This is a genomic window from Mesorhizobium sp. M0028 (assembly GCF_040323855.1).
GTDB lineage: Bacteria > Pseudomonadota > Alphaproteobacteria > Rhizobiales > Rhizobiaceae > Mesorhizobium.
The window spans coordinates 1-24,077 of the sequence record NZ_JAMYVG010000017.1 but is presented as its reverse complement, the minus strand read 5'-3'; the positions used below and the strand labels follow the sequence as shown (position 1 = coordinate 24,077).

Below are 24,077 nucleotides of genomic sequence, written 5' to 3'. Positions count from 1 at the left end.
CGTTTGGCCGGCAAGTCCGCTTTGCTGCCAAGTCCGCCTGCTACTGAGCGCGCTCTTCGGCGGCCTGCGCAATCTCGTCCTTGAACTCGACCTTCGTGCCAGGCTGCACCATGGAGGCGAGGTCTTCGGCATCCCAATTGGTCAACCGGATGCAGCCATGGGAAAAGGTCGTGCCGATCTTGCCCGGTTCCGGCGTGCCGTGGATGCCGTAGCTTTCGATGGAAAGATCGATCCAGACCGATCCCACCGGATTATTCGGCCCGGCAGCGATAGTGAAGGGCCGCTTGGTCTTGACCCCCTTGAAAGCGAAGTCCGGATCATAGTGATAGGTAGGGTTGTGCACCACGCGCTTGACCTCTGCCGTGCCGCTTGGCGCCGGTTTCTCGTCGCTCCCAATCGAGGCGGGGTAGACCGCCAGCCATTTGCCGGCACGGTCGAGCACACGCACCAGGCGAGCGCCCTTGTCGATCTCGACGGCGGCAACCCCGGCGGCAGGGTCGCCCCTGCCGACATCAGGCACCACCAACGTCCTGCCTGGTTTCCTGAGACTGGTGCCAGGATTAAGCATTCTCAACAATTGTTCGCTGATATGGAAGCGCTCGGCCAACTTCTCCACCGCATTGCGGTAACCGAGCCGCCGCAAGCGGGCCATCCTCTCCAATCGGGCCGGAATACGCTTGGTGAAAGGTCCGCGCACGTCCTTGCGCATCACCTCATAGGTCACCAGCACCGGCCTGGCGGAGGTTGCGATGAGTTTGCTCCAGGTCTGTGGATCGAGCTTGCCGTCGGGCGGAAGTCCGTTTGCCGCCTGAAACGCGGCGACGGCCTTGGCGAAGTTCTGGGAAAGACGACCGTCGATCAGGCCCGGCGAGAAGCGGGCGCGATCCAGAAGGATCTGCGCCTTCAGCAGCATCGGATCGACACCCTTCGGTTCGCCGATAGTGAATTGGGCCTGATTGACGGTGGCTGGATCGAGCTTGGCTGCGCGAGCCACGCCGCATGCGAGGGCAAGCGTGGCGGCGAAGACGAGGAGGAGCCTGATCATCGATGTCCTCCCAGGACTGCAGCAGGAGCCCGCTTCTATGACGCGGCATGGCCCTGTGTGGTTCCTTCGCCCGATCGAAATTCTGAATTGAAGCGGCTTGGCCGAAGGGCTGTGCCGCGGGAATCAAGTATTTCTCGTTGTCGGGGGGGCTCGGCCCGGCGTCCAGTGATTGAGCTTGACCGTTCGAACGGCGTGCATCCATTTGGACGCTGAGATACGGTCCGAGCTTCGGATCCGGCATCATGCCTTCCGAAACCGAATCCCGATTCGCGGCCGATGCCATGGTCGGCCGAGGAAGCCATGAATCCGATCCGCATAGACGACCCGCAGGATCCCCGCGTCGCTGCCTATCTCGACATCCGGGAGCGAGATCTTGCCGGCCGGCAAGGCCGTTTCGTCGCCGAAGGCAAGGTGGTGCTCGACACGCTGCTCGCCGCCCGGCGCTTCGAGGCAGAATCGGTGCTGGTACTCGAAAACCGGCTGGCCGGCCTCGATGACGTCCTGCGCAAGGCGCCTGCCGGGCTCCCGATCTATGTCGCATCCAGCGAAATCATGGACAGGATCGCCGGATTCCACATGCATCGCGGCATATTGGCGATCGGCCGCAAAGGTGCGGCCATCTCCGCTGAGGCCTTGCTCGGCGCGCTGCCCGCCCGCGCGCTGATCGTTGTGCTGGTCGGCATCGCCAATCATGACAATATGGGCTCGATCTTCCGCAATGCCGCCGCCTTTGGCGCGGATGCCGTGCTTCTCGATCCGACCTGCTGCGATCCGCTGTACCGCAAGGCAATCCGCGTCTCGGTGGGCGCCGCCTTGAAAGTCCCCTTCGCCTCCTTTGCCGACGCCGCCGGCTGCATCGCCATACTCGACCAGCAAGGCTTCAGCCAATTCGCGTTGTCGCCGCACGGGCAAATCGACATTCGCGATGCCAAGAGAAACGAGCGGCTGGCTCTCTATCTCGGCACCGAGGGCGAAGGCCTGCCGGAAAGCCTGCTTGCTCGCCTGCAGACGCTGCGGATCGGTATGGCGCAGGATTTCGACAGCCTGAATGTCGCAGCGGCGTCAGCCATCGCACTTCATCATTTTTCCGGGGCCTGATGCATGTCGCGCAAAAGTGTGCAGCGGTTTTGCGGTAACGACATGCATCAAAACAAGAACATAAAGCGCGTCGCATGAGGCCGGTCGAACACGACGCGCTTTAGAGCCGGGCGTCTCGCTCTTGCGCTTGCGGCGTCTCAGTTGGTCGATGCGGCCTTCTGCAGCGCCCGCACGCGATCGGCAAGGCTGCGTCCGCCGCTCTCCGGCCGCGCATCCTCAGGCGCTGCAAGCGCCTGGGCGATCGGCGAATCCGGGCCGTCGAGCTTGGCCGTCAAGGCGACGACTTGCGCTGCCAGATCGTTCATCTCTTCGCGCAATGCCGCGCTGGCGCTGCCGGTATCGTCTCCGGCGTGTGATTTCGATGTTTCGACGGCAGCAAGATCTGTCTTCAGCCTCCTGTTCTCGCGTGCCAGCGATGTCAGCCTGGCCTCCAGCCGCTCGCGGTCGGCATCGAGCTTGGCGCTTGCCTTTTCGATGTCGCCGTTGGCGGTCGCATTGACCTGGCTTCCTGGCATGCCGGCAAGGGCCGCCGCAGGCGGGCTTTCAGCGCCTTTCGCCCTTTCGCGAAGGCGCACCAGTTCCTTTTCGCGGCGCTCCAGCCTGTCCTCGCGATCGGCCAACGTGGCGAGCAGGCGTTCGACCTTCTTTTCCAAGTCGCCGGTTCTTTTCTTCTCGGCCTTCAGCGCGTCCCGCAAAACCTTGCTTTCGGCTGTCAATTCCTGGCTGCGCCTGTCCGCCTCCTTGCGCTGGCCGCGCAGCAGCGAAATGTCGCTTGCCAGCTTATGCAGCTCGGATTCGCGCGCCACCAGCTCGATCTGCCGGCTGCTGGACGAAAAACTGGCGTCGTCATACATGTGCTCCAGTTTTCGCAGTTCGAGCCCGCGCTTTTCGAGCGCGCGCTCGGTCTCCGCAAGCCTCTCCGACAGCTGCTGCAGCTGCTCATCGCGCTTGCGAAGCTCCTCGCTCCTGGTTGTGAGGTCGGCGACGACCCGGTTCTTGTCCTGCCGCTCGGCCGCCAATTCCTTCAGGGCTTCGCGGTCGCGGCCGATCTCGACCAGCTGTTCGGCGGCTTTCTCGCGCAATGACTTGATGGTCATTTCGAGCCGGCGCGCCGAAACGGCGAACTCGGCGCGGACGCGATCCTTGTCCGCCTGGATCTCGGCCAGCGTCAGCGGCATCGAACCCTCGACGCGCCTGCGCGTCAGCGCCACCGCCCGCCGCCAGACGGCCGGGGCAATCATCAGCGCCAGAAAGCCCGCGCAGAGAAAGCCGAGGACAAAGAACAGGATCGACTGGACCAAGATGACTATCCGTTATGCATGGCCGGCCGTTATGGGCGGCAGGCAATGGTCAAAGTTCGACTTTGCCATCTTCGCATGACGGAAATCCGGCGCCGCGGCAAGGGTCTGCCGCGGCAAAGCTCAGACCGTGGGATCACAGGGCCAACCGCAGTGGCGCCATCGTGCAGGTCAGAACGGATTCCAGGTCGCGCGTTGGGTGAGCTTGAGGTAGCCGAGATTGACGCCAAGACGGGCGCCGACGCCGGTACGGATCGGCACGAGCAGCACATTGTTGTTCTTCAGCACGTTGAAACCGACGCCGGCGATGACATAGGCAGAGCCGGCGACGCCGCCAAAGCGGTTATAGAGGCTGCTCACATCGTCGAGATTGTAGACCAGCATCATCACGCGCGAGCCCTCGCCGCCGAAATCCCAGCCGAGCGACGGGCCTTGCCAGAACACTTTGTGATCGCCGGCATTCTTGGTGTAGAGCGTGCCTTCGCCATAGGTCAGGCCACCGATCAGCGCCCCGGACCCCTCTTCGCCGAGCAGATAGCCGTTCGGCAGGCCATAGGTGGCGAAAATCTTCTCGACGACCGTGGCCAGCCCACCCGATGTCGCGCCGAAGAATTTATGACCGGAATCAACGATCTCCTGGGCGGTGTACTCTTGCGCCCGCGCGGCCGATGTCGAAAAGGCGACAAGGCCGATGAGCGCGATCGTCATTGAGATGACACGGAAAAAAGTCCGGTCGTAGAATCGGGAAACCATGCTTCCAATCTCCGTCAGGGAGCACTTTCGCCGACGCCTCGCACCCGTACGGCTCTTTGGCGGCCGTTAAGGATGACTGTTAGGGGCAAACTATGCCGTAATCCTTTTTCAACCATTAAACTCTCACATGAACATGGCGGTTCGAAGGCTGTTTTCGCATGCCCGCGCAGCACCCAGGCTGCGTGAACACACCATTTTCGACAATGATAATTTTGGATTTGTTGCTGCACGCACAAGCGCTGTGTATTCACAATGCTTGGGAGAGAGGGTGATTCGTGTGGACAGGCGTGATCATGATCGCCCGGTCATTTTGTTGTGAAATTTGCAGGGATTTTTGCCGATGGCCGAGCTTTTCACCCTTTCCGCACCCGACCTGGCAGCGCTGCTGTGCAGCCGGGTCTGCCACGACATCATTTCGCCGGTCGGCGCCATAAACAACGGGCTTGAGCTGCTCGACGAAGGCGGCGCCGACGAAGACGCCATGAAGCTGATCCGCCAAAGCGCCAAAAACGCCTCCGCCCGCCTGCAATTCGCCCGCATCGCCTTCGGCGCCGCCGGTTCGGCCGGCATGCTGATCGACACCGGGGACGCCGAGGCCGTGGCCATCGCCTTCCTGAAGAACGAGAAGCCGGAACTGGTCTGGAACGGAACCCGCGCCCTATTGCCCAAGAACAAGGTCAAGCTGCTGCTCAACCTCATCCTCGTCGCCAACGCCGCCATTCCGCGCGGCGGCAGGCTGGTGGTCACGCTGGAGAACCTCGAGACCGAGCCGCGCTTTGCGCTCGCGGCGAGCGGCCCGATGCTGCGCGTGCCGCCCAAATTCCTGGAATTGCATTCCGGCCACAGACCGGAAGAGCCGATCGACGCGCATTCGGTGCAACCCTATTACACGCTGCTTTTGGCCCGCGAAGCCAACATGACGATATCGATCCATGCGACCGCCGACGAGATCGTCCTTTCCGTAGCCTGAAGTTCTCCAAAAGAGCGCGAAGTATTTCTCCAGGTCATATTTGCGGCGCCGTCCTAACATCTGTCAGACGGGCTTGCAGATTGATTGGATGAAGCATTGCGAAAGAAGATTTCGCTTACAACACCTTCAGGAAAATTTTACCTAACGGCTTTTCGGCTTCTTTACCAGATCGGCCTATGTTCCCCGGCAGATGCCACGACGCTGCCGGTTCGCCGCATGGCAAAGAGGGTCCGGGAATGAAACGCTGCATGTTCGTCGACAATTCGAGCGTCATCAGGAAGGTTGCAAAGCGTATCCTGGGCGGCTCCGGCTTGATGGTGATCGAAGCCGCCAGCGGCCATGAGGCGATCGAGATGTGCAGTGCCGACATGCCGGACATCATCGTCGTCGACGGCGCCTTGCCGGACATGCAGGCGCAGGACCTCATCCGCCGCGTGCGCTCCATGGAAAGCCCGGTATTGCCGCAAGTTCTGATTTCGCTGGTCGAGGTCGACGTCGGGGCGATCATGCGGGCAAAACGCGCCGGCGCCCAGGGTTACCTGCTGAAGCCGTTCAACCGGCCGCAATTGCTCGAGTGCTTCCGCGCCTTGAAGATTGCCGCCTGACCAGGGGTCGTTCCATTCCGATGAAATCGGGATGAGGCTCTATCTTATTGTTTTACTGTGTTCTTTTCCGAAAACCGGCATCCACTTTTCGGGATCAGGCGCTGACGCGGATATCTTCCGGCTCACGCAGCACATAGCCGCGGCCCCAGACGGTCTCGATGTAATTCTGCCCGCCCGACGCGGCGTCGAGCTTCTTGCGCAGCTTGCAGATGAAGACGTCGATGATCTTCAGCTCCGGTTCGTCCATGCCGCCATAGAGATGGTTGAGGAACATTTCCTTGGTCAGCGTGGTACCCTTGCGCAGCGAGAGCAGCTCCAGCATCTGATATTCCTTGCCGGTCAGATGCACGCGCTGGCCACCGACTTCAACGGTCTTGGCATCGAGATTGACCACCAGGTCGCCGGTGGTGATGACCGACTGGGCATGGCCCTTGGAACGCCGCACGATGGCATGGATGCGGGCGACCAGTTCGTCCTTGTGGAAGGGCTTGGTCATGTAATCGTCGGCGCCGAAGCCGAGGCCGCGCACCTTGTCCTCGATACCGGCCATGCCGGAGAGGATGAGGATCGGCGTCTTCACCTTGGACAGGCGAAGTGTCCTCAAAACTTCATAACCCGACATGTCGGGGAGATTGAGGTCGAGGAGAATGATGTCGTAATCGTAAAGCTTGCCTAGATCGACACCCTCTTCACCAAGGTCGGTCGTATAGACATTGAAACTTTCCGATTTCAGCATCAGCTCGATGCTTTGTGCGGTTGCACTGTCGTCTTCTATCAGCAGAACGCGCATTTCATTCCCCTTTTCTGCTGCCGGACCATTTCACGACCCGTCCAGGACCGGAGCAGTGATTGCCTGAGCAGAGGCTGCCATCGAATGGTTAATAAAACCTAATTCCCCGTCCATGACGGTATCAGATTTTTTAACCCCTTTCTACACCTTGTTGAATCCAATAATGAATCACAGACCCAAACCATTAATGCAGCACATTAATAAGCCAGACTAAGTGACTCTTCGGACTCGTTGGCCGGGTTTCGCGACGAGTAGCAGAATTTTTACCCGCCCTTAAGTCCTGAGCCGTATGATTAACAATGCCCGTAAACGAATGGTTACCGCCGGCAAAAAACTTTAGGAGTTTGTTTCCCATAGTTCCGGGAAAGCCGGTGGAAACGGGTGAAGCCTGGGCCTTGCCGGGTGAATTGGACGATATGTGCAGGTGTGCGTTTCCGGGAGTACCGAATCATGAAGTCACGTGAAAACCTCGTTCGGCTGAAGCAATTTCAGGTGAGCGAGAAGCGGCGGCAGCTGCTGCAGCTCGACATGATGATCGCCGAGTTCGAGCGCATGGCCGTCGAGCTGGAACTTCAGATCGCGGCCGAAGAGAAGAAGGCCGGCATCACCGACATCAATCATTTTGCCTATCCGACCTTCGCCAAGGCGGCACGCCTGCGCCGCGACAACCTCAGAAATTCGCAAAGCGACCTCGCCCAGCAGCGAAATGTCGCCGAATCATTGCTGAGCGAAGCCGAAGCGGAGCTTTCCAAGGCCGAGATGCTCGAATCGCGCGACACCAAGGCGCGCGACACGGAAGCCGGCGGCCGCAGCGCCATGATCGGCTGAAAACAAGGCTTTAACGCGCGTCGCGCTTGAGCGCTATTGCTGTGCACCGAACGGTGCCGGCCTCAGGCATCCAGATCTTCTTGCTGTTCGGCCGCCCGCGCGCGGGCGTCCTTGATGTCGGGCACATGCTGCTCCGACCAGGCCCTGATCTGATTGAGCAGTCCTGCCAGGTTCTGGCCAAGTTCGGTCAGCTCGTATTCGACCCGCGGGGGAATGACCGGGAACACCTCGCGCCGCACCAGGCCGTCGCGTTCCAGGATACGCAGCGTCTGCGTCAGCATTTTCGGGGTGATGCCTTCGAGCTTGCGCGCCAATTCGCCGTTGCGGAGCCGGCCCCGGCGCAACGCACAAATCACCAGGTGGACCCATTTGCTGGCGAGCGTCTCAAGCACCGCGTGCGAGGGGCACGTCCGTCGGAACGCGTCATAACCGGAAGGGAAACAATCTTCGCTATCCATGAGGTGCGTATATATCAAAAAGGTACATACTAGACAAGAGAATATTACTATCCAAATGATAGTGGCATATCAAACCAGCAGGAGAGAGCCTCCCATGCGTGCCATTATCCAGAATTCCTTCGGCGCACCCAACGTCCTCGTCATTGCCGATCGTCCCGCGCCATCACCCGAGGCCGGCGAAGTGCTGGTCCGCATCGAGGCGGCCGGCATCAATCCGGTCGACGGCGCAGTGCGCGGCGGCCACTATCCGCTGCTTGGCGAGCCGCCCTTCATCCTTGGTTGGGACGTTTCGGGAACTGTCGAGGCGCTGGGCTCCGGCCTGTCCGGCCTTAAGGTCGGCGATGCCGTCTTTGGCATGTCGCGCTTTCCCAAACAGGCGGCAGCTTACGCCGAACTCGCCACTGTCCCGGCTGATGAGCTTGCGCCGAAACCTGAAGGCATAGACCACGCCCAAGCCGCCGCGCTGCCGCTGGCCGGCCTGACGGCCTGGCAAGGCCTTGTCCGCCATGGCCGGTTCAATCCTGGCCAGCGCGTGCTGATCCACGCCGGAGCCGGCGGCGTCGGCCATCTGGCGGTGCAGATCGCCAAGGCGCGCGGTGCTTACGTCGTCGCGACCGCCAGCCCGGAAAAGCTCGATTTCGTCCGCTCGCTCGGCGCCGACGAGGTGATCGACTACACAGAGGATGATTTCACCGGAAAGGCTCGCGACATCGATCTCGTTCTGGAGCCGTTCGGCGGCGAGCATGCGGAGCAATCGCTAAAAGTGCTCAAGGCCGGCGGTGTTCTGGTGTCGCTGCTCGATGTCAGCGATGCCACCAAGGCAAAGGCCAGGACGCAAGGCATCCGCGTCGAGCGCATGTCCGTGGTGCCCGACCGTGCCGCTCTGGTGGAACTCGGCAAATTGATCGACGCGAAAAGCTGGCCGTCCACGTGGCAAAGGCGTTTCCGCTCGAACAGGCCGGTGCCGCCCATGCCTTTCTCGCCACCAGGCCGATCGGCAAGGTGGTGCTGACGGTCTGAAATCCCAGATCGTCGCTCCGGCAAACTTTAAGGGCGCGGATCAGCGCCCTTATCGGACTAATGCCGGTATTGCTGGATGCGCGTGGTGCGCAGCCCGGCAAGGCCGTATTCGTCGATCGACGCCTGCCAGGACAGGAATTCCTCGGTGGTGAGCTTGTAGCGCTGGCACGCCTCTTCCAGGCTCAAAAGCCCGCCACGCACCGCCGCCACCACTTCCGCCTTGCGCCGGATAACCCAGCGACGTGTGTTCGTCGGCGGCAGATCGGCGATGGTAAGTGGGCTGCCGTCAGGCCCGATAACGTATTTGACTCGCGGTCTAATTAGATCGGTCATCGTACTCTCTACAAAAAACTCAAAGACCCAATCCCCACCACATTACCGCCACAGCTTTAAAATTTGGCTAAGCAGACCCTAATGGATAGGTAAGGATCATGAACGCCGCGTTAGTCTTTTCATCGGCATTTGAGATATCTGCCGGCACGCGCATTGAACCCGGCTGGAAAAATGAGCCGGCCTGCAAAGCTGGCGCGGCCGGGACGCTTGACCTATATTCCGGCCATTGGCATTGAAGCGCCGCGCAGAACGAAAGAACCATGAACAGCCTCGATCTTCCCGGACGCCCCGAAAACACCCGTGTCGTCGTCGCCATGTCGGGCGGTGTCGATTCGTCGGTTGTTGCCGGTCTCTTAAAGCACGAGGGCTACGACGTCGTCGGCGTCACGCTGCAGCTTTACGACCACGGCGCGGCAACGCACCGGGCCGGCTCATGCTGCGCCGGCCAGGACATCGACGATGCCCGCCGCGTCTCCGAGACGCTCGCCATCCCGCATTACGTGCTCGATTACGAGGAGCGCTTCCGCAAGGCGGTGATTGACCCGTTCGCCGAGAGCTATGTCGCCGGCGAAACGCCGATCCCTTGCGTCTCCTGCAATCAGACGGTGAAATTCGCCGATCTTCTCGCGACCGCCAAGGAACTCGGCGCCGACGCGCTGGCCACCGGTCACTACATCCGTTCCGGCGCCAATGGCGCCCACCGCGCGCTTTACCGGCCGGTCGACGCCGACCGCGACCAGAGCTACTTCCTGTTCGCCACCACCCAGGCGCAGATCGACTATCTGCGTTTTCCGCTCGGCGGCCTGTCGAAGCCTGAGGTTCGCGCCATCGCCGAGGAGATGGGACTGACGGTCGCCGCCAAGCAGGACAGCCAGGACATCTGTTTCGTGCCGCAGGGCAAATATTCCGACATCATCGCCAAGCTGAAGCCGGCTGCCGCCAATCCGGGCGACATCGTCCATATAGACGGGCGCGTGCTTGGCCGCCACGAAGGCATTTTGCGCTACACCGTCGGTCAGCGCCGCGGCATCGGCATCGCCTCCGGCGAGCCGCTCTACGTCGTCCATCTCGACGCCGACCGGGCCCGCGTCGTCGTCGGCCCGCGCGAGGCGCTGGAAACCCACAAGATCTTCTTGCGCAACATGAACTGGCTGGGCGATGGCCCGCTGACCGAGATCCTGGCGGCCGGGCTCGAGCTTTTCGCCAAGGTGCGCTCGACGCGGCCGCCGCGCCCGGCCGTGCTGCATCACCGCGCGGGCGTCACTTCGGTGGAGCTGGTCGACGGCGAGTCCGGCATCGCGCCCGGTCAGGCCTGCGTGCTCTATTCCGACGACGGCAACGAGGCGCGCGTGTTCGGCGGCGGCTTCATCGAGCGCTCCGAGCGCGGCGCCGAAGCCGAGGCGATGCTGACGCGGCTTGCCGTCCAGCCGGCGCGGGTTCCCGCCGAATAGACGGCGTTTTTCGCTTAGGGCCTGGTGTGGGCGACGGTGCCGGCGGTCAGGATGCGCAGCACTCGGATGGCTTCCTCGCCGCTGGTGCGCGGTTCGGCCCGCGTCTCGATGCAGTGGATGAAATGCTCCAGCTCGCGCGTCAGCGGCATGCCCTCGCCGACCGCCACATAGGACGGCTCGTTGGCGGTGAACGCCCATTGGCCGCTGTCCTGCCACACCGCGTGGCGGTAGACGGCAAGCTTGCGCTCCCACGGCTCGACATCGTCGAACACCGCCATCGCCTTGGTGCCGACCACGGTCAGCCGCCGTTCCCGGTAAGGGTTGAGCCGCGAGGCGAACAGATGGCCGCGCAGGCCGTTGGGAAAGCGCATGTGCAGATGCGCAAAGTCGCTGAGATTGTCGAGAAGGGCAGCGCCTTCGCCGCGCACCTCGACCGGCTCGGTGCCGGTGATGGCCAGGATCATCGACAGATCGTGCGGCGCCAGATCCCACAACGCATCGTTTTCGGTGTGGAACTTGCCGAGGCCGAGCCGGTGCGAATGGATGTAGCGGACCTCGCCGAGCTCGCCATTGTCGATCAGCGCCTTCAGCGTCTCGAATGCGGGATGGAAGCGCAGCACATGGCCGACCATGAAGACACGGCCATTGTCGGCGGCAGCCTGCACCGAGCGCTCGGCGTCGGGCACCGTCAGCGCGATCGGCTTCTCCACCAGCACGTCCTTGCCGCCGAGCACGGCGCGCACCGCCATGTCGGCATGGAACTGCGGCGGCAGCGCCATGACAATGGCGTCGACATCGTCGCGGGCAAACAGCGCCTCCGGCTCGATCGCCAGGCAATCCTGCTCGCTGGCAAAACCTTCCGCACGCGCAGGGTTGACGTCCGAAACCGCGTGCAGCGCGCCGAGCGCCTTGAGGGTGCGGATGTGGTTGCTTCCCCAGTATCCGCAACCCAGGACTGCAATGCGCGGTTTCATCAATTTCTGACCATGGCTTTCGTGGGCGAGACATAGCGACGTGCCTCGCCGAACTCAACCCCGGCCTGTGCGCCCAAATGTCTGCCCGGCAAAGCTTTAGGCGCCAGCAATATGCCGGCGCGGCAGCCACTTCGATGCTTGACAGGCTTGGCCTCGCAACCTTATATCCGCGCGACCTTGGCGAACGCGCCGATATGCCTGCCGATTTAAGCTGGATTTCGGGCCTTCGCCGCCCTGGCGGGGTAGCTCAGTTGGTTAGAGCACGGGAATCATAATCCTGGGGTCGGGGGTTCAAGTCCCTCTCCCGCTACCACAACTCTCTGAAATCGCTTGATAATTTAGACCCGTCGGATGGCGGGTTTTACATTTGTGTCGCCGGGGTACGCTCGGGGTAACGACGATCGAACCAATTTTCCTACGATTTCGGCCCCTCAAGGACGCGAAACCAGTCGCGTATAGCCAGCTTTAGTCTGTCGACCTCGTCTTCTGCTAAAAGTCCGCAATGAGCGATAGTGCCCCGAAGCGTGTTAAGGCTCGAAAGCACCCGACCCATGGCTGACGCGTTGCTCAGCATTCCCGCAAAATCAGACCAATTGTCACGAATGATATCCCCCAACTGACCAAATGTCGTGTAGTCGATTTCGTCGTCCGATCGCGCCGTAACTCCGGCTTTGGCTTCGCGGCTCTGGTTGGTCTGAGCCTCTTGTTTAACCGTAGGTGAGACATGAGAATCCCACCAGCGCGGCCCATGGGCAGCTTCTAGAGTTTCGCTGATCAAACGACGGATATCGTTTTCAAGCATGTAGAATATTTCATAGTATCTGGCCATCTTTCCTGCGTTGCTGCGATTTTCCAACGCGAATTGCCGAATGTAAGGTTCGATTCGCTCGTCGAAAAACTCTCCTCGCGCGGCCGCATTTGTATCGGGAAATTCCGATAGCGTCGCGCGCAATCCAGCCTCAATGACTGCACATTTTATCACGAATAGCTCGACTGTATGATCAGAACTCACGTTAGAAGATTTCCCTTCAAGCTTTTGAATATTGCGTTGAATACTTCAACATTAGTAGTTTCCGGCAGAACAACATTTATGTTGTAAACTAAATTGATTCCTTGGCTCTTGTCTTTAGAAACTTCGGCACCATTCGCTGCTGGCGCCTCTTGGCGTACGTCTGCTTCAGCTGACTTAGCTTCAGAGGCATTCTTGGCATAGTCCTGTAAAGCCTGAAATGTCAGGAGTATGTAGCGTACGATGGCATCACTTTTTGGGAGACCAGTTACGGCGACGATCAAATCAACAATGGCGGATTCTTCCGCCTTGTGAGCAAAGGTGTTCCTTTTGAATATCTCTGGAAAGCCATTGCGCAATGCCTGCGCGGCGGCGTTCGCTCGGCCGCCGCCAGTTTGGAATTGAGAATAAAGTTCAGTTGGGGAACCACTCTGGCTTAGTAGGCCGACAGCTTTCATGATGGGTATTATTGGCCTTGCCGCTCCGCCGGTTGCCCCCATGACCGTTCCAAGGAAGTCCGTGGTGAAAACAGATGGCTTCTCAGAGACGGGGATTTTTTCGAGCACTTTCCGAAGGACGCCAGGACTTGACGTATAAGGGAAGTTCCCCGGAATTTTGCGCCGCACCGCTTTCTCGCGGCTTGCAGTTTCTAAGTCAGAGGAAACTGCTGCTTTTACCTCAGGTGGTTTAGTCGCTTCTATGGCCATGGTCCCCCTCCCTCGATCGAATTTTACTTGGCAATTGCAGTTTGGACAGTTTTCTATTGCAAAGGCAAGGGAAGGCCGTAGAGGAGCGCGGGACTGTACCCAGTGCTTTGGCTCCTAGCCGCGCAAAGAGCGCGTCCTGCACAGAGATAGGCTGGGGAGCGTGTATGGAGGCGCTTCCCCCGCGTACGCGCGACCCCCTGTGGAGCGCACGTGACGCTATGTTTGCGCCGGCGTCCTCAGTGCCTTCTCGAAAGCGGCGGTGGCTTCAGTCATCGCCTTGGCGTCCTCAAAGGCGCGGCCTTCCGCTTCGACATCGCGCATCCGTTCGGCTTCGCGGGCGAAAGTGTCGACCGCAATGCTGAGGTGCGTCTCGGCAATTTTGAGGTCTTCAAGCTCCGCATCGAGCTCGGGCGAAGTCTTCGAAATGATCAGATTTTCGTAGAGCCGGATGCTCGCCTCGCAGGCTTTCTCGAAGAGAAGGCAGGATCACCGGCACTTCGCGTCGTCAACAGCGCCTTTGAAGATGCTGTACTTGCGAGTTCATCATTTGACCTCGGGACAAGTGCAACCGCGTTTCACTGGGTCGACGAAGCTGATGCACTGCAAAGGATCGTTGATGCCCTTCGAGTAGGTGGGTGGTGGGCGCCATTCTGGAACATCTTTGGCGACCCTGACCGCGACGATCCATTCCACGAAGCAACGAAGGTCCTTCTTTCTAATGGTCCGGTGAACCCGTCAAACAGCGGCTCATCCAATCTTGAGTTCGGTGCTGATAAGGTCGCGCGCTTGGCCGCTTTAGAAGCGACGCAAGCGTTTGACATGATCGACGTTCAGGCAAGCACCTGGCAGATAGAACTCGATTCAGATCAGACGATGCCGCTCTATTCGAGCTACTCCAACGTAACGCTCCGTGCTGATCGGGAGCGCGTGATTGCCGAGATCGGGCGCATTGCGCAAGACGAATTTGGCGGGCGTGTTACTCGAAACATGACGACCATCCTCTATGTGGCCCGCCGAGCCGTTTGATCGTCAGGCCTAGATGGCCGCTTCTTGGCGCGAAGCGGACCGTTCAGAAGGGCTGCTCCTGGCCCAAAAAGCAGACTCATGCCGGCAGTGCACTCAAGTTCTCACGCTTACGACGAGGGTTCACTTCCCTTCACCCGCCTGGGGGCGAGCGGCATGAGCAGGGCATTGGGGCGGGGCGGTGCTACTTGTTAGGCGCCTCAGCGCTAAGCAGTGAACGAACCAATGCGGCCTGGCTGCGCACTCCTGTCTTGTCGAAGATCCGCTGCAGCTGGGTCCGCAGGGTGTTGACGCTGACTGCGAGCAGATCGGCGGCGGCCGCTAGATCGTGACCATCGACAATCAGGCGGGCAAGCCTGACCTGGGCCGGCGAGAGTCCGTAGACTTCCTGCGCTCCAGTGATCCGGCGTGCGACCGTCGCGGCATCGTCGAATGACACCAGTACCTTGCCGTCCTCAAGCAGAACCCAGCAATGCAGCGGCACCCCCGCCGCGTCCTCACCAAGCGCCACTGCCCAGGCCTGTTTCGGCGATATGTTCAGGGGTCTCTGGCTCTGCAACTCGCGGAACGCCAGGCGCACCGCGTCGCGAAGTCCCAGATTACGCTCGTGTCGCCGGACACGCAAGCGACCGGCGGCGTTGACCAGGCCCGGGTGGCCCGCTATCCGCTCGCGTGCCAGCCGGTTCGTCCAGAGTATTCGGGCGTCTGCGTCGACCTCGATCAGCGGGCTATTCGCTTCCTCGACGCTGCTCTCCATCATCACCATGCAACCGATCTTCCAGTCGCCGCCGATCCGGTGAAGAATCCGGAGCTGACGTTTGCGGTCTTCGCCCGTATCACTGCCGATCTGGTCGAAAGTCATCCAGGCCACGTTTCCGTCGACGACGATGTTGACCTTCTCCCAGCGCACGCGCTCTTCGAAGGCGTGCTTGTCGGGGAACCGCTCCACGATCTTCTTGAGCCGGGCGGCGATAACGTCCCAGCCTTCGTCGACCCGAACGCCGAGTGAGGCAAAGGCCTCCATTCGCCGGGTCTGCGGCGACTGCACCCAGTGGCTCGCCAATGCCTCGAAATCCCGCTGCAGCCAGGCTTCGGTCTCGGCGCGGATCACCGCCACGACTGCGGCCTTATCGGCCTCGCTATTGTCCATCACCCGCTCTCCGGCAACGTCGCGTGGCAGCATATCACGGCCAATCTCTCGCGGCATGGCCTCAGCTCGGAGGCATGCCTACAAGGATCAGCAAGGCGCAGACGGCGATTGACCCGAGCAGCCCGGGGCCCAATCGCGGCAAGGCGACATGATCCGAGTAGTAGCGGTCTTCAGACTTGGCATCCTTCAGCGCGGGACGGGCCCCTGAATGAAGGTTCGCTGCGACGAGACTGTAAATGTCCATGACTGCCTCCGGTGCTGGCGCTTACATCGCTGGCACACTGGCACGGACGAGCGTGCCGTTTTGTCATGCGCGCGGACCACAGAGCCCCGGTGTGGAGGGAGGCACAAACGCAATGGCAACAGGCGTTGCCTGCTCACCGGATGACCATGGCGCTATTGCTTGAGGGCGCTTCCGATGGCCAAGGTCCGCTTTTGGCGCTTTGCTGACGGGCAATTGGGGCCGGAAGCGGACGGGACCAACTAGCCAGAAGGTGCCATTCCGCTGGCGAATACCTGTTTGAGCTGGGTGCGCGCGGTTTCGCGGCTGACGCCGAGTACAATTGCCGCCGCAGCATCCTCCCGTTTGACCAACTGGATGGACGCGCCGAGATGATGTCCTTCATTCCATGCTTCGCCGGTCGGAGAAAACCCGAACGGGTGCTAGTCGCTCTGGCGGTGAGCCTGACAACGTCGCTGTCGGCCACGGCGGAGCAGGTTTCCTCGGTGGATCTCGAACTGGTTCTTTGTCGATGTATCGTCTTCAACGAGCGAGACGGAACAACGGCTGCAGCGGGAGGGATATGTCAACGCACTGCTCGATGCCGAAGTGTTGCAGTCCATTAGAATCCGGCCGGCGTGGTAATGCCCATATCGGTCTCCTTCGACCAATATGAATCATAGGCCGTCCATCAAAGGAATCCTGAATCCCTTAATTCGCGACTGACTTTTAGCCCGGTGGCGGGGCAGCCACAGGGTGGACATTTCAGCCCACATGGAAAATGATCATGTTGCCATGCACAACACTGCAGTGCTCTGATCTCGACGAGAAGCCTGAGCGTAGAAGCGGATCAACCGACCTCCGGTCCAGCGAGCGAGGACGCAAATGGACACCCCAGAGAATGGGCAATTGCATCGCGACGCGGGCGGGCGACCCCGTCGATCGGCCGGCTGGCTTGCCCGCGCCGCCATGTCGACGGCATTCCTGCTCGGCATGGCTTTCAGCAGCACTGCGTTTGCGCAGGACCAGCAGCTTCCCGCGGTGACGGCGGCCAAGCCGGTGGTCCGTGAAATCGTCGAGGACGACGAGTTCGTCGGGCGCTTCGAAGCCGTCGACCAGGTCGCCATCCGTTCGCGCGTCAGCGGCTATCTGGACAAGGTCAGCTTCCAGGACGGCGCACTGGTCAACAAGGGCGACCTGCTCTTCACCATCGACCAGCGTCCGTACCAGGCGGCTTATGATGCCGCCAAATCGCAAGTGGACGTCGCCAAGAGTCTGCTCGAATTCTCCAAGATGCAGCTGGATCGCGCCGACGAACTCGCCAAGACCGGCAATATCTCAACCGCGACGGTCGACGACCGCCGGCGGGAATACCTTTCGGCGCAGGCGCAGATGCAGGGCGCGACGGCTGCGCTGACGACGGCCAGCCTGAACATGGAATTCACCGAGATCAAGGCGCCCTTGTCCGGCCGCATCGACCGCCGGCTGGTGTCGGTCGGCAACCTCGTGCAGCCGGATTCTACCTTGCTGACGACCATCGTTACGCGCGATCCGATCGACTTCTATTTCGACGTCGATGAGCGCCTGTATTTCAGCTACGCCCGCGACGCGAAGGAGCGTGGCGGCAGCATGCAGGAAGGCGCCGGCGGGCTCGAGGTGGTGGTTCGCGTCGCCGACCGCGCGGAGGCGGTATTCAAAGGCAAGCTCGATTTTGCCGAGAACCGGATCGACAACGCGACCGGCACCATGCGGGTGCGTGCAAGTTTTCCCAACGCCGACGGCATTCTCCAGCCAGGCATGTTTGGGCGCATCAACGTGCCGGGGTCGCTGCCGCATAGCGGCGTGCTGGTGCCCGACAAGGCGATCGGCGCCGATCAGGATCGCCGCATCGTGTTCCTGGTGGATGAGGCCGGGATGGTGTCGGCCAAGCCTGTGCGCACCGGCCCGCTTCTCGACGGCTACCGGGTGATCCGCGCGGGCCTGACCGGCGACGAGACGATCATCGTCAACGGGCTGATGCACGCCAGGCCCGGCACCAAGGTGAAGGTCGAGATGGTGACGTTGCCGCCCAAGGCCGAGACCGCCGAGTTGCAGCAATGAGGTTCGCACATTTCTTCGTCGACCGTCCGATCTTCGCATCGGTCGTTTCGATCGTCCTGCTGATCCTCGGCGGGATTGCTTATACCCAGCTCCCGGTCGCGCAATATCCCGAGATCGCGCCGCCGACCATCGTCGTTCGCGCGCAGTATCCGGGCGCCGACGCCGAGACGGTCGCAGCGACGGTGGCAACGCCGATCGAGCAGGAGATCAACGGCGTCGAGGGCATGCTCTACATGTCGTCCTATTCATCGGGCGACGGGGCGATGGCGCTGACCATCACCTTCAAGCTGGGCACCGATCTCGACCAGGCGCAGGTGCTGGTGCAGAACCGCGTGTCGGTCGCCGAGCCGCGCCTGCCCGAAGAAGTCCGCCGCCTCGGCATCACCACCACCAAGACCTCGCCCGACCTGATGATGGTCGTGCACATGCTGTCGCCCGACAATACCTACGACCAGCTCTACGTCTCGAACTACGCCCGCTCGCGGGTGCGCGACATACTGCTCAGACTCGACGGCGTCGGCGACCTCATCATCTTCGGCGAACGCGAATATTCGCTGCGCATCTGGCTCGATCCGGAAAAACTGTCCGCCCTGGGGATGACCTCGGGCGATGTGGTGCAGGCGCTGCGCGACCAGAACGTCCAGGTGTCGGGTGGCTCGATCGGCGCGCCGCCGACCAGCACCGGCACGGCGTTCCAGTACACGGTCACCACGCAAGGCCGCTTCAACGACGCACGCGACTTCCGATACGTGATCGTCAAATCGACCGACGACGGCCGTCTGATCTCGCTGCAGGACGTGGCGCGCATCGAGCTCGGCGCCAAGGATTACGTCACCAACTCCTATCTCAACGGCAAACCGGCCGTGGCGCTCGCCATCTTCCAGCGGCCGAGCACCAATGCGCTCGCCGCAGCCGCGGAGATCCAGGACAAGATGAAGGAGCTTTCCCGCGACTTCCCGAAGGGGTTGAGCTACGACATCGTCTACAATCCGACCGAGTTCGTCGCCGAGTCGATCCAGGAGGTATACAAGACAATCCTCGAGGCGATGCTGCTGGTCATCATCGTCATCATCGTCTTCCTGCAATCGTGGCGCATGGCGATCGTGCCGATCGTGGCGATCCCCGTGTCGCTGATCGGCACGCTGGCGGTGCTTTACGCCGCCGGCTTCTCGCTCAACATGCTGACGCTGTTCGGCCTCGTTCTGGCGATCGGCATCGTCGTCGACGATGCGATCGTCGTGGTCGAGAACGTCGAGCGCAATATCGCCAGAGGGCTGGCGCCCAATCCGGCGTCGCACCTGACCATGGACGAAGTCGGAACGGCGGTCATCGCGATCTCGCTGGTGCTGATAGCCGTGTTCGTACCGACAGCCTTCATCCCCGGCATTTCTGGGCAGTTCTACCTGCAGTTTGCGATCACCATCGCGGTGTCGACGGCGATCTCGGCATTCAATTCGCTGACGCTTTCGCCGGCGCTGGCGGCACTGCTGTTCAAGCCGCATCACGCTGCGGCGGCGCCGCCGCGCTTTTTCCTGGCGCGGTTCGGACGGGCGCTCGCCGACGGCTTCAATCGCGGCTTCGACAGGGTCGCCCACTGGTATTCGAGCATCATCCGCGTGCTAGTCGGGTCGTGGATAACGATCGCCGCCATGCTGACCGTTTTCGCGGCCCTCATCTACGCCACGGTCTACATGGTGCAGGCGGTGCCGCGCGGTTTCATTCCGTCGCTCGACCAGGGCTATGCGATCGTCGTCGTCCAGTTGCCGGACGGCGCCTCGCTGTCGAGGACCGATGCGGTCATCCAGCAGGCGTCGCAGATCATCCAGAAAACGCCAGGCGTCGACTACGCAGTCGCCTTCGCCGGCTTCTCCGGCGCGACCTTCACCAACGCCAGCAACGCGGGCGTGATCTTCGCCAGGTTCAAGCCGTTTGACGAGCGACTGAAAGCCGGCCAGTCGGCGACCCAGGTCATCGGCAATCTGTTCGGCAGCCTGCAAAGCATCAAGGAAGCCTTCATTATCGCACTGCCGCCGCCGCCGATCCGCGGCGTCGGCAATGCCGGCGGCTTCAAGCTGCAGATCCAGGAGCGCAACAGCGCCGACATGCGGCAGATCCTGGCGCTTGCCAACGAAATCGCCGGCATGGCCAACAAGACGCCGGGGCTGACGGGCGTGTTCACCACGTTCTCCGCGTCGAGCCCGCAATTCTTCCTGGCGATCGATCGCGACAAGGCGCGCATCCTGAACGTGCCGATCCCCAACATCTTCGAGACGCTGTCGATCAATTTGGGCACCGCCTACGTCAACGACTTCAACGCTTTCGGGCGCGTCTACCAGGTGCGGGCGCAGGCCGACCAGGCGTTCCGCCTCGATCGCGCCGACATCTTGAAACTGAAGGTGCGCTCGGCGACCGGCGCGCTGGTTCCGCTCGGCACGTTGATCGAGATCCGCGACGTCACCGGCCCGGCGCTGGTCCAGCGCTACAACATGTACGTCTCGGTGCCGCTGCAGGGCAACGCCGCGCCCGGCGTTTCCACGGGCGACGCGCTGGCATTGATGGAAGGGATCACGGCAAAGACGCTGCCGGCCGGTACCTCCTATGAATGGACCGAGCTCGCCTATCAGGAGCGCAACACCGGCAATGCCGCTGTCTATATCTTCGGACTGTCGGTGCTGTTCGTGTTCCTGGCGCTGGCGGCGCAATATGAAAGCTGGGTGCTGCCGTTCGCCATTGTGCTGGTGGTGCCGCTCGGCGTGCTCGCGGCGTTGCTCGGCGTGTCTTTCCGAGGGCTGGACAACAACATCCTCGTGCAGATCGGCCTCATCGTGCTGATAGGGCTTGCCGCCAAGAACGCGATCCTGATCGTCGAATTCGCGCGCCAGGCGCAGGAACGCGGCCTGTCGGCCGCCGAGGCTGCCGTCGAAGCCTGCCGGCTCAGGCTGCGGCCGATCCTGATGACCGCTTTCTCGTTCATCCTCGGCGTCGTGCCGCTGATGATCGCAACGGGCCCGGGCGCAGAAATGCGCCAGTCGCTGGGCACCGCGGTGTTCTCCGGCATGCTCGGCGTCACCTTCGTCGGCCTGTTCCTGACGCCGGTGTTCTACGTCACGCTCAGGTCGCTGTTTTCACGGCGCAAGCCCCGTGCCGAGGCCGAGCCTTCGGGGCCGGCAGAGGCGCCATCGGAGACGGCCGCCGAGTAGGGTTACGAATTCGCCGCGTCGGGCGCGGCTTATCACTCCAGAAAATCGGCGGCGCGGTAACGGCCACGATCTGCGCGACAACCGCGACCTCCGGAGTCCTCGCTTGCGATGTCTGCTTTCAGGACGCGGCGAAGCTGATCTCTATGACCGAAATCAGGCGCGAAGCTGCCTTTCAACACCGGACCAAAGCGCTGGATTTTGATTCGTTTAAGATATCTGGCACGACCGAAGAGATTAGACTGCTGACCCCCGAATTTGATTCCCAGCAGACGGCTCTACTCAACCGCAGCAACGAAGCCTGAACTGGTAAATTATAGGGTCTGGGGAAAGGCGGTAGCGCTCTCCCGCTACCATCGCTCCCCCCGAACGGAGACGAGGTGGCCAAGGCCTTGGTCGACCATGTTTGACAGGTATCCATCAATCAGGATCGACGGCTGCTCGCCTGCCTTCGGCGGGTAGACTGTCACGGTCGACACGACGTCGCGGACGATCTTCTTGGCTTCTTCCGAGACGAAGCCATTCTCTCCGATCGCGGCGGCGAGCGCTTCCAGATCGCGGATGTAGCGGGCGACAAGCGCCGGCTTCAGCGTCACGACCTTCGGCGGCTGCGGCAGCACGGCGAGCTCGGCCTCGAGGTGCTGGCGCTCCTCGCGTAGCACTGGCAAGCGCTGCTCGGCTTCGGCTTCCGAAATCATGCCTTTGACATAGGCGTTCAGCACGCGGTCGTATTCGCGCCTGGCGGCGTCGAGCCGCTGGGCGGCCTTTTCGCGAGGCGCCCTGCCCCGAATAGAGCTTTTGATGCTCGTCATTGTAGGCAGCGACATAGTGGTCGATCAGCGCCTTGTCGTTCAACCTGGCGCGCAACCCGTCGATGACCGTCGCTTCGATATGATCGAGCGCATAGGGCCTGACATTGGTGCATGAGCGCGATTCCTTGGCGCGCGTGCACATGATGCGCGTCAGGCGACCCATCCTGTCCTTGACCGACATGCCCGACCCGCAGGCGCCGCAGCGCAGCGGGGTGTGCCAGCGCAAGTGCCTCACGTCGGCGATTTCCTGCCTCGATTCTCCTCTGAGGAAATGCTAAATTAGTCATTGCTTGGGCAAAGAGAGGGAGGTCTTTATGCGTGCATTTGCAATTTTTCTGTTAGGCGGCGCTTTGACTAGTTTTGTGTGTGCGTCCGCATGGGCCGGCAAGCTGCCGAAGGACGCGGTCGAATTAACCGCAGCCGAGGTCAAGGCGATATATTCAGGCAAGACCGGTATTTATGACGTCTCTAGCATTTACTATGCATCTGACGGCACAACCAAAGGAATCTTTGGCAAACCTAAGGTAACGGCAACTTTTAAGGGCACTTGGAGCGTAAGTGGTAATGAGATGTGCGCCAAGAATAAGCCAAAGGGTGATCCAAAAATCTACAGGGACTGCAACAAATTTTGGCGTTCTGGAAAAAGGATATATGACCTTTGGTCTGTCCACTATGATGGATCAAAGCCGGATCTAAAGAGCGGGTATGTTACCACTACCGTTAAGAAGCTTAAGGACGGAGATTTAGTGGCGAAAAAATACGCTGCTGCAGGCGGGGAGTGACAAAAGCGACAGGAACACGCAAGGAAAAAGCCCGCCACCGTGAGGCGGCGGCTTAGCAGTTCCGTCTGGGTGCCGGTTCAGTGGCGCCCAGCGGGCCCTTCAAGGAACTCCATGAAGTTTTCCACCGCTCTGTCCGCTGGCGTTGACCGGGAGTTGCAAGCACTGAGAATGGCGGCGGCGATTTTCAGCATATCGGTGCGACTTCCAACAATCTTTGATACCACGGCATTTTCTGTGCCGCCGTCATAAGTCGAGCGCTGCAGGACATGCAGCGTCAGCCTGAGATTGTCGCCCATAAATTGGAGTGGGCCGGCACCAGTGACGAACGTGTCAGAGACGCAGAACGGTTCGACGGTCGGGACGGCGCTCATGATGCCGCCTTTCTGGCCTTGGCGTCGGCCATCGCGTTGTCGATACACGCTCCAGCCGCTTCGTTCAGACGTTCGGCGAGGTCGCGGGCGATCATGGCCAGCGCGCTTATTTGGTCCGCCAAAGCGACCCTCTTCCCGTCGCGCTCGAACTCCTGTTCCATGGTCTGGCCATAGAGCACTTCGAGCAAGTGGTGCAGGTTCCCAGTATCGAATTGCAGGTCGTCGAGGTCATCTGAAGGCGCGGTCATGAGGCGGCGCCCCCGAGGGTTTCGTAGTAGGCGTTCTTAACCTTCCGCGTCATCTGCTCTGCAATGGTGGCAATGAAGAAAAGGCGCTCCCCCTCGCTTGGGTCAGAACGAAATTCCCGTCAGGTACTGTGGAAAAGACCTCCAGCATGGTCAGCAAGACGTCGGCCACGTTGTCCGCGTCACAGATCAGCGGCTCCAGATCGGCGAAGGTCATCTTCTCCTTGGCGGCGCTCATTTTGGGCAGAATCTGAACTTGGAGTTGGCCAGCAGTTCTGTAGCCGAAAGTGGAGTTGCGGCTCCGTGGCTCGGAAGGTCAGAGCCAGACCTTCAAGCGCCCCGCGAGCATCGGCATGAACTATGCCCCGAACCGGACTTATCCCAAAAGTCCGAAATGCCTGCTCTCGAGCCAAATCTGGCGATCCGCTTCCTGGCACAAGTGTGCGGCTGTCGATCCGTTGCGTCATTCGATCCTGTACGCAACGCCGGATCAAAGCGCTCTCCTCTGCAGTTGTTGTTTGGGATCCCGGGCTCGTGCCTTGTTGCCGAAACGGATTCCGGCGTAGGGCGAGGCCCCCGCAAAGCCGACATTGACGTCGCGGCAGACGTTCGTCGTCTGCGGGTCAGACTTTTCGTTTCGGGAACTGCGCGATTGCGCCAACTTCGGACGTTCAGCTTCCCTACTGCTACGGCAGGTGTAATCCTGGTTAGAAGCCTCAGCGCACCGTTCACGTCGAGAGGTGAGCGCATCAGGATAGTGTCCTGAAGGTTCTGCAAAAAGTTTTGGAGAGAGAACGGCGCTTGCTCTGAAGGGCGAGCGGCCATGGCACGGTGGTGA

The 24,077-nt window shown here is 61.1% G+C and carries 27 protein-coding genes, 1 tRNA gene and 1 pseudogene; 13 read left to right on the top strand and 16 right to left on the bottom strand.

Features of this window, described 5'->3' with window-relative positions:
• Positions 1-40: 40 nt before the first annotated feature.
• Positions 41-1,045: a L,D-transpeptidase family protein gene (locus NKJ93_RS24730; protein ID WP_023719269.1), complete on the bottom strand. Its 1,005-nt coding sequence runs from the start codon at positions 1,043-1,045 to the stop codon at positions 41-43.
• Positions 1,046-1,345: 300 nt separating this feature from the next.
• Between NKJ93_RS24730 and NKJ93_RS24725 the strand changes: the two genes are divergently transcribed.
• A complete protein-coding gene (locus NKJ93_RS24725) occupies positions 1,346-2,143 on the top strand; it encodes a TrmH family RNA methyltransferase (RefSeq protein ID WP_023719270.1) in 798 nt (265 codons plus the stop codon).
• Between the two features lie 137 nt (positions 2,144-2,280).
• Here the strand turns inward: NKJ93_RS24725 and NKJ93_RS24720 are convergent, their stop codons facing one another.
• Both NKJ93_RS24720 and NKJ93_RS24715 read right to left on the bottom strand, forming a co-directional pair.
• Entirely contained in the window at positions 2,281-3,444 is a 1,164-nt protein-coding gene (locus tag NKJ93_RS24720) for a coiled-coil domain-containing protein (RefSeq protein ID WP_352591674.1), read from the bottom strand.
• A gap of 168 nt (positions 3,445-3,612) precedes the next feature.
• The gene (locus NKJ93_RS24715) at positions 3,613-4,149 is read right to left on the bottom strand and encodes a DUF1134 domain-containing protein (RefSeq protein WP_245278600.1); all 537 of its coding nucleotides are present in this window, start codon (positions 4,147-4,149) and stop codon (positions 3,613-3,615) included.
• Between the two features lie 385 nt (positions 4,150-4,534).
• Between NKJ93_RS24715 and chpT the strand changes: the two genes are divergently transcribed.
• The gene (chpT, locus tag NKJ93_RS24710) at positions 4,535-5,164 is read left to right on the top strand and encodes a histidine phosphotransferase ChpT (RefSeq protein WP_023719273.1); all 630 of its coding nucleotides are present in this window, start codon (positions 4,535-4,537) and stop codon (positions 5,162-5,164) included.
• A gap of 236 nt (positions 5,165-5,400) precedes the next feature.
• A complete protein-coding gene (locus NKJ93_RS24705) occupies positions 5,401-5,769 on the top strand; it encodes a response regulator (protein ID WP_352591671.1) in 369 nt (122 codons plus the stop codon).
• A gap of 94 nt (positions 5,770-5,863) precedes the next feature.
• On the opposite strand, the gene ctrA is transcribed toward NKJ93_RS24705, so the two are convergent.
• Entirely contained in the window at positions 5,864-6,559 is a 696-nt protein-coding gene (ctrA, locus tag NKJ93_RS24700; RefSeq protein ID WP_006203583.1) for a response regulator transcription factor CtrA, read from the bottom strand.
• Positions 6,560-7,009: 450 nt separating this feature from the next.
• On the opposite strand from ctrA, the gene NKJ93_RS24695 reads away from it, so the two are divergent.
• The gene (locus NKJ93_RS24695; protein WP_023719275.1) at positions 7,010-7,387 is read left to right on the top strand and encodes a flagellar export protein FliJ; all 378 of its coding nucleotides are present in this window, start codon (positions 7,010-7,012) and stop codon (positions 7,385-7,387) included.
• Between the two features lie 62 nt (positions 7,388-7,449).
• Here NKJ93_RS24695 and NKJ93_RS24690 read toward each other — a convergent pair whose 3' ends face one another.
• On the bottom strand, positions 7,450-7,845 hold the full coding sequence (locus NKJ93_RS24690; RefSeq protein WP_023719276.1) for a winged helix-turn-helix transcriptional regulator: 396 nt from the start codon (positions 7,843-7,845) through the stop codon (positions 7,450-7,452).
• A gap of 94 nt (positions 7,846-7,939) precedes the next feature.
• Here NKJ93_RS24690 and NKJ93_RS24685 point away from each other — a divergent pair, with 94 nt between their 5' ends.
• Entirely contained in the window at positions 7,940-8,857 is a 918-nt protein-coding gene (locus NKJ93_RS24685) for an NADP-dependent oxidoreductase (protein ID WP_352591669.1), read from the top strand.
• 65 nt (positions 8,858-8,922) lie between these two features.
• On the opposite strand, the gene sciP is transcribed toward NKJ93_RS24685, so the two are convergent.
• Complete coding sequence (gene sciP / locus NKJ93_RS24680) at positions 8,923-9,198, bottom strand: CtrA inhibitor SciP (protein ID WP_023679563.1); 276 nt, start codon at positions 9,196-9,198, stop codon at positions 8,923-8,925.
• Between the two features lie 260 nt (positions 9,199-9,458).
• Here sciP and mnmA point away from each other — a divergent pair, with 260 nt between their 5' ends.
• Positions 9,459-10,649, top strand: coding sequence for a tRNA 2-thiouridine(34) synthase MnmA (mnmA, locus tag NKJ93_RS24675; protein WP_023719279.1), 1,191 nt, complete (start codon positions 9,459-9,461; stop codon positions 10,647-10,649).
• Between the two features lie 14 nt (positions 10,650-10,663).
• On the opposite strand, the gene NKJ93_RS24670 is transcribed toward mnmA, so the two are convergent.
• The gene (locus tag NKJ93_RS24670) at positions 10,664-11,623 is read right to left on the bottom strand and encodes a Gfo/Idh/MocA family protein (RefSeq protein ID WP_352482033.1); all 960 of its coding nucleotides are present in this window, start codon (positions 11,621-11,623) and stop codon (positions 10,664-10,666) included.
• A gap of 236 nt (positions 11,624-11,859) precedes the next feature.
• Between NKJ93_RS24670 and NKJ93_RS24665 the strand changes: the two genes are divergently transcribed.
• Positions 11,860-11,936 (top strand) — tRNA-Met (locus NKJ93_RS24665).
• A gap of 102 nt (positions 11,937-12,038) precedes the next feature.
• On the opposite strand, the gene NKJ93_RS24660 is transcribed toward NKJ93_RS24665, so the two are convergent.
• The gene (locus NKJ93_RS24660; protein ID WP_352591667.1) at positions 12,039-12,635 is read right to left on the bottom strand and encodes a Swt1 family HEPN domain-containing protein; all 597 of its coding nucleotides are present in this window, start codon (positions 12,633-12,635) and stop codon (positions 12,039-12,041) included.
• Entirely contained in the window at positions 12,632-13,339 is a 708-nt protein-coding gene (locus NKJ93_RS24655) for a DUF5343 domain-containing protein (protein ID WP_352591664.1), read from the bottom strand. The genes NKJ93_RS24660 and NKJ93_RS24655 overlap by 4 nt, the downstream gene beginning before the upstream one ends.
• A 210-nt stretch (positions 13,340-13,549) precedes the next feature.
• Here NKJ93_RS24655 and NKJ93_RS24650 point away from each other — a divergent pair, with 210 nt between their 5' ends.
• Positions 13,550-14,365, top strand: coding sequence for a methyltransferase domain-containing protein (locus NKJ93_RS24650; protein ID WP_352591661.1), 816 nt, complete (start codon positions 13,550-13,552; stop codon positions 14,363-14,365).
• 181 nt (positions 14,366-14,546) lie between these two features.
• Here NKJ93_RS24650 and NKJ93_RS24645 read toward each other — a convergent pair whose 3' ends face one another.
• Together NKJ93_RS24645 and NKJ93_RS24640 are read right to left on the bottom strand one after the other, a co-directional pair.
• Positions 14,547-15,512 (bottom strand): LuxR family transcriptional regulator, encoded by a 966-nt coding sequence (locus NKJ93_RS24645; RefSeq protein WP_502904410.1) that lies wholly within the window; start codon positions 15,510-15,512, stop codon positions 14,547-14,549.
• 61 nt (positions 15,513-15,573) lie between these two features.
• On the bottom strand, positions 15,574-15,756 hold the full coding sequence (locus NKJ93_RS24640) for a hypothetical protein (RefSeq protein WP_352591655.1): 183 nt from the start codon (positions 15,754-15,756) through the stop codon (positions 15,574-15,576).
• 486 nt (positions 15,757-16,242) lie between these two features.
• Between NKJ93_RS24640 and NKJ93_RS24635 the strand changes: the two genes are divergently transcribed.
• From NKJ93_RS24635 to NKJ93_RS24620, 4 genes are all read left to right on the top strand, one after another.
• The gene (locus tag NKJ93_RS24635; protein WP_352591775.1) at positions 16,243-16,377 is read left to right on the top strand and encodes a DUF1194 domain-containing protein; all 135 of its coding nucleotides are present in this window, start codon (positions 16,243-16,245) and stop codon (positions 16,375-16,377) included.
• A 324-nt stretch (positions 16,378-16,701) separates the two neighbouring features.
• Complete coding sequence (locus tag NKJ93_RS24630; RefSeq protein ID WP_352482102.1) at positions 16,702-17,832, top strand: efflux RND transporter periplasmic adaptor subunit; 1,131 nt, start codon at positions 16,702-16,704, stop codon at positions 17,830-17,832.
• Positions 17,829-21,032: an efflux RND transporter permease subunit gene (locus tag NKJ93_RS24625; protein WP_352591652.1), complete on the top strand. Its 3,204-nt coding sequence runs from the start codon at positions 17,829-17,831 to the stop codon at positions 21,030-21,032. Before NKJ93_RS24630 ends, NKJ93_RS24625 begins: the two co-directional genes overlap by 4 nt.
• A gap of 143 nt (positions 21,033-21,175) precedes the next feature.
• Complete coding sequence (locus NKJ93_RS24620) at positions 21,176-21,334, top strand: hypothetical protein (RefSeq protein ID WP_352482029.1); 159 nt, start codon at positions 21,176-21,178, stop codon at positions 21,332-21,334.
• A gap of 45 nt (positions 21,335-21,379) precedes the next feature.
• Here the strand turns inward: NKJ93_RS24620 and NKJ93_RS24615 are convergent, their stop codons facing one another.
• The gene (locus tag NKJ93_RS24615) at positions 21,380-21,841 is read right to left on the bottom strand and encodes a hypothetical protein (RefSeq protein WP_023719289.1); all 462 of its coding nucleotides are present in this window, start codon (positions 21,839-21,841) and stop codon (positions 21,380-21,382) included.
• 61 nt (positions 21,842-21,902) lie between these two features.
• A pseudogene (locus NKJ93_RS24610) lies at positions 21,903-22,076 on the bottom strand (recombinase zinc ribbon domain-containing protein); the annotation flags it as partial.
• 79 nt (positions 22,077-22,155) lie between these two features.
• Between NKJ93_RS24610 and NKJ93_RS24605 the strand changes: the two are divergent.
• The gene (locus NKJ93_RS24605; protein ID WP_156948081.1) at positions 22,156-22,623 is read left to right on the top strand and encodes a DUF995 domain-containing protein; all 468 of its coding nucleotides are present in this window, start codon (positions 22,156-22,158) and stop codon (positions 22,621-22,623) included.
• 77 nt (positions 22,624-22,700) lie between these two features.
• Here the strand turns inward: NKJ93_RS24605 and NKJ93_RS24600 are convergent, their stop codons facing one another.
• From NKJ93_RS24600 to NKJ93_RS24590, 3 genes are read right to left on the bottom strand one after another with little or no spacing between them, the layout of a single operon-like run.
• Complete coding sequence (locus tag NKJ93_RS24600; RefSeq protein ID WP_352482028.1) at positions 22,701-22,994, bottom strand: hypothetical protein; 294 nt, start codon at positions 22,992-22,994, stop codon at positions 22,701-22,703.
• Positions 22,991-23,242: a hypothetical protein gene (locus NKJ93_RS24595; protein ID WP_352482027.1), complete on the bottom strand. Its 252-nt coding sequence runs from the start codon at positions 23,240-23,242 to the stop codon at positions 22,991-22,993. The genes NKJ93_RS24600 and NKJ93_RS24595 overlap by 4 nt, the downstream gene beginning before the upstream one ends.
• Before the next feature lie 49 nt (positions 23,243-23,291).
• Entirely contained in the window at positions 23,292-23,477 is a 186-nt protein-coding gene (locus NKJ93_RS24590; RefSeq protein WP_023720306.1) for a hypothetical protein, read from the bottom strand.
• Between the last annotated feature and the right edge of the window lie 600 nt (positions 23,478-24,077).